The 3,703-nt window shown below is 37.9% G+C and carries 3 protein-coding genes; 2 read left to right on the forward strand and 1 reads right to left on the reverse strand.

The features are described from left to right. Positions 1 to 118 precede the first annotated feature (118 nt). Positions 119 to 2,734 carry a thiol protease/hemagglutinin PrtT gene (locus C7460_RS23320; RefSeq protein WP_170148162.1) on the forward strand — a complete coding sequence of 872 codons (2,616 nt, stop codon included), beginning with the start codon at positions 119 to 121 and terminating at the stop codon, positions 2,732 to 2,734. Continuing rightward, entirely contained in the window at positions 2,731 to 3,213 is a 483-nt protein-coding gene (locus tag C7460_RS23325) for a hypothetical protein (protein ID WP_115870549.1), read from the forward strand. Before C7460_RS23320 ends, C7460_RS23325 begins: the two co-directional genes overlap by 4 nt. 117 nt (positions 3,214 to 3,330) lie before the next feature. Here the strand turns inward: C7460_RS23325 and C7460_RS24580 are convergent, their stop codons facing one another. Further along, positions 3,331 to 3,507, reverse strand: a complete 177-nt coding sequence (locus C7460_RS24580; RefSeq protein WP_394340442.1) for a helix-turn-helix domain-containing protein — start codon at positions 3,505 to 3,507, stop codon at positions 3,331 to 3,333. Positions 3,508 to 3,703: the final 196 nt, after the last annotated feature.

Here is a 3,703-nt window from a genome sequence, read left to right on the forward strand (position 1 = left end):
ACTCATGTGGCAATAAATGGTTTGGCAGGAATTCAAAATCCACTAGATTAGTGGTACAAGGTGAGTATAGTGCATATGCACTATGCTCGGATGTTGTGCCTCATACCACCTAACGAAAATGAAAAAGCTAAAAATCCTAATTCTCCTTCTTCTGCTAGCAGTAACGGGCTTTGCAAAGCAGATCGACGAACCAACTGCTAAGACAGTCGCAACGAACTTTTTAAAAAGTTTAACTACCAATTCAAACGGAAGAGTGGCAGCACAGAACTTTGATTTGACTTTGGCTTATCCAACATCGTCTTCCAACGCCAACTCAAGACTGTCATCTCCAATTGCAAACACTCCGTATTTCATATATAATTTCGGTGAATCTGGATTTATCATTGTTTCCAATGAAGATGCCGCTCTTCCAATTTTAGGCTATTCATACGAGAGCAATTTTTCTGAGGACAAAGTTTTCCCACAACTGGCCAAGTGGCTTGAAACTTATAAAAAGCAAATCAGGTACATCCAAGCAAATGACATTGAACCAACAGAAGATGTCATTTCTCAATGGAAAAACCTGCTAAATGAAGGTGAAACCTCCAATGCTCGAACAAGTGAATCAAATGCAGTTAACCCACTTATGCAAACTAAGTGGAATCAGAGTCCATATTTTAACGATATGTGTCCATACGATAGTGAATACAATACGAGGGCCGTTACTGGATGTCCAGCAACAGCTATGGCTCAAATCATGAAATATTGGAAATATCCTGCCAAAGGTTTCAGCTATCATTCCTATAATCACGAGACATATGGCACATTGTCTGCAAATTTCAGTTCGACATATTATGATTGGGAATCAATGCCTAATACGCTCAATAGTGCAAATAGTGCTGTAGCAACACTACTTTATCATTGTGGGGTTGCTGTAGAAATGGAGTATGGGCCTAATGTTAGTGGTTCTTATGTCATAATTGATCGATCACCAACTCCTGAACAGAGTTGTGAATACGCATTCAAAACCTATTTTGGTTATGATGCCGAATCAATAGAAGGTTTACAAAGAAGCAACTACTCCGACTCCCAATGGAAGTCTAAACTGAAAGCAGAATTAGATGCTGGAAGACCTATACAATATGCAGGATTTGGACAAGGAGGACATACTTGGGTATGTGATGGATATGATAACAATGATTTCTTTCATATGAATTGGGGATGGGGAGGCCAATTGGATGGTTATTACTTACTTGACGCCTTGACTCCAGGAACTGGAGGAATAGGTGCTGGACAAGGTTCTTACAATGAAGGACAACAAGCATTAATAGGAATCAAGCCCCCTGATGCTTCACAAACTTATCAGCTTGAAATCTACGATGATGTCGAAACCAATAAATCAACAATCGCTTATGGTGAAGGCTTTTCAATCACAACTGATATTTTAAATGATGGTAACAACACTTTCAGCGGTGATTATTCGGCGGCAATCTTTGATGAAAATGATGCTTTTGTTGATTTTGTAGAGATCATTCCGAATGTGAGTCTTCAATCCGGATATCACTACACAAACGGAATCACATTCAGCACTGATGGACTTCTGACAATGTTGCCGGGTGAATACAGAATACATATCTTTTATAGACCAACTGGTGGAAATTGGGTTGGTATTAAAGCGGATTTTTGGGATTTCTTAACTTCTGATTATGTAGATATTGAGGTTGTACACGAAAACATAATTAGCCTTTATTCAACCATTGATGTCTTGACAGAAGATTTATACAATGAAGGTTCACTGTCCATAAAACTTGATGTTGCGAACTATTATTCAGAAGACTTTTCGGGAATTATGGACGTATCCCTTTACAACCTTGAAGGTGAGTTTGTGGCAACCATCGAAGAAAAAACAGGTGTAACTTTATGTTCTAATTGTCATTTCTCAGATGGGTTAACTTTTACAACCAGCAACCTAAATGTACCTCCTGGAACCTATTTTTTAGCATTGCTGCATCAATGGGATGGTTATGACTATGAACTCACTGGTTCGACATCAACGTTTATAAACCCTATTAAAATAGTTCTTCAAGTCCCCCCTCTAAATCCTGACCTATACGAGAATAATGATGACTATACTGACGCTTATTCATTAACGGCCAACTTCTCATCGGATATGTCGTCTGTTTCGACAAACAATTCCAATATTCATATCGGAACAGATTGGGATTTCTATTCAATTGACCTTGATCAGAATTATGACTATTCAATTGATATAAGACTTCATGATTCCTACAATAGCGGAAATGGATCTACGTACACTGTTGATGGTTTATTCCTTTATTCATTTGATGGTGAGAACTGGTCAGAAGCGTATGATGACATCCTCCCTAGTCCTATAACATCAGAAGGGAATGAGAATATAACCATTGTGGTTTCTCCATATTTTATTGGAGAAAGAGGAACATATCAACTAGATATTAATCTTGAGCGGTCAATGGTTTTGGGAACCGAACAAAAACAGGATGGTTTTACAATTTACCCAAACCCTGCATCTGACAAGTTTAGAGTAAGACTAGGAGCCCTAGCAGATCAAATAGATCGAATAGAAATTATTAACCTTCAAGGGCAGATGATAATACTTCATGAAAATATATCTAATGAAACAGAACTACCAATTAGTAATTTATCCTCAGGAACCTATTTCGTACGAGCAAATTACAATGGCATAATTGAAACCAAAAAACTTCTTGTGAAATGAGAGCTTTGATCTATATAATTACTTGTGGTTTCCTGCTGTTTGGATGTAGTTCAACAAAAACGGCGGTTTCAACTTTCAATGTGATGGATTTAAAAAATGTAATTGTCTACAAGTCCAAAAAAGACTATTCGAACAATGTCCCAATCATGTATTCCGAAAAGATTGGTTCAATTACATCCTATCCAGCACCAACTGACGTCAAACGATTCATGGAATTAAAACCCGTTGAACTTACCGGTGGATTTTTACTTGACCAAATTGGTATAAATCCGAACACGGTCTATCTAGAATATACCTTGGAAGAATACGCTGAACTGGATGAAGTTCCAACATTGGAAACTATGAAATCCAAAATCCTTGACTTTTCTCCATTTGACGAATTGTATAACCTTGGACAACCGAGCGAGCAGAACAACACCATTGAGAAGATTAACGAACTGATCAAATCGGGAGAAATCGAAACGTATAGAAAAATATAATACGAGGCACAACAGACACTAAAATGAATATGCGAACTGAGCATTTTGAAAGGATATTTCGAGATAGAAATTTCAGTGCTTCTAGCCACTAGGGCGCATACTCATTTTAGTTGAGCGTTATGCCTCATTGTAGAAATGGTGTAGCTTTCTAACAGTTTCATAGGCAGGGCTTTTAATTTTACCGCTTTCTAGCTGGCTCAAATATCCGTTATTCAACCCTGTTGCTTCTTCAACCTTTACAAGAGTGAGCCCTTTTTGCTTTCTAATAGCTCTAAAGTCAGGCAACGGAGGCATAACATCATGTATAATTTTATTGCCCTCCACTAGACTTTTTAGCCTTGCGATATAGTACCCTTCGTAAAAGCTACCCCTGTCAAAATTATAATGCTTTCTAAGTATCCCTTCGGTGTTGAGCGTCTGTAATAATTAGATTTTTGTGTTAAGCGCTATTTAGGTTGTTGGCAGTAGCTTGGAGAGGTCATTTACCTTG

Origin of the sequence: Marinoscillum furvescens DSM 4134 (assembly GCF_003386095.1) — a bacterium.
GTDB lineage: Bacteria > Bacteroidota > Bacteroidia > Cytophagales > Cyclobacteriaceae > Marinoscillum > Marinoscillum furvescens.

Coding starts and splice junctions, on each gene's coding strand:
- C7460_RS23320 (WP_170148162.1), top strand. CDS start 119: ATGAAAAAGCTAAAAATCCTAATTCTCCTTCTTCTGCTAGCAGTAACG.
- C7460_RS23325 (WP_115870549.1), top strand. CDS start 2,731: ATGAGAGCTTTGATCTATATAATTACTTGTGGTTTCCTGCTGTTTGGA.
- C7460_RS24580 (WP_394340442.1), bottom strand. CDS start 3,507: ATGCCTCCGTTGCCTGACTTTAGAGCTATTAGAAAGCAAAAAGGGCTC.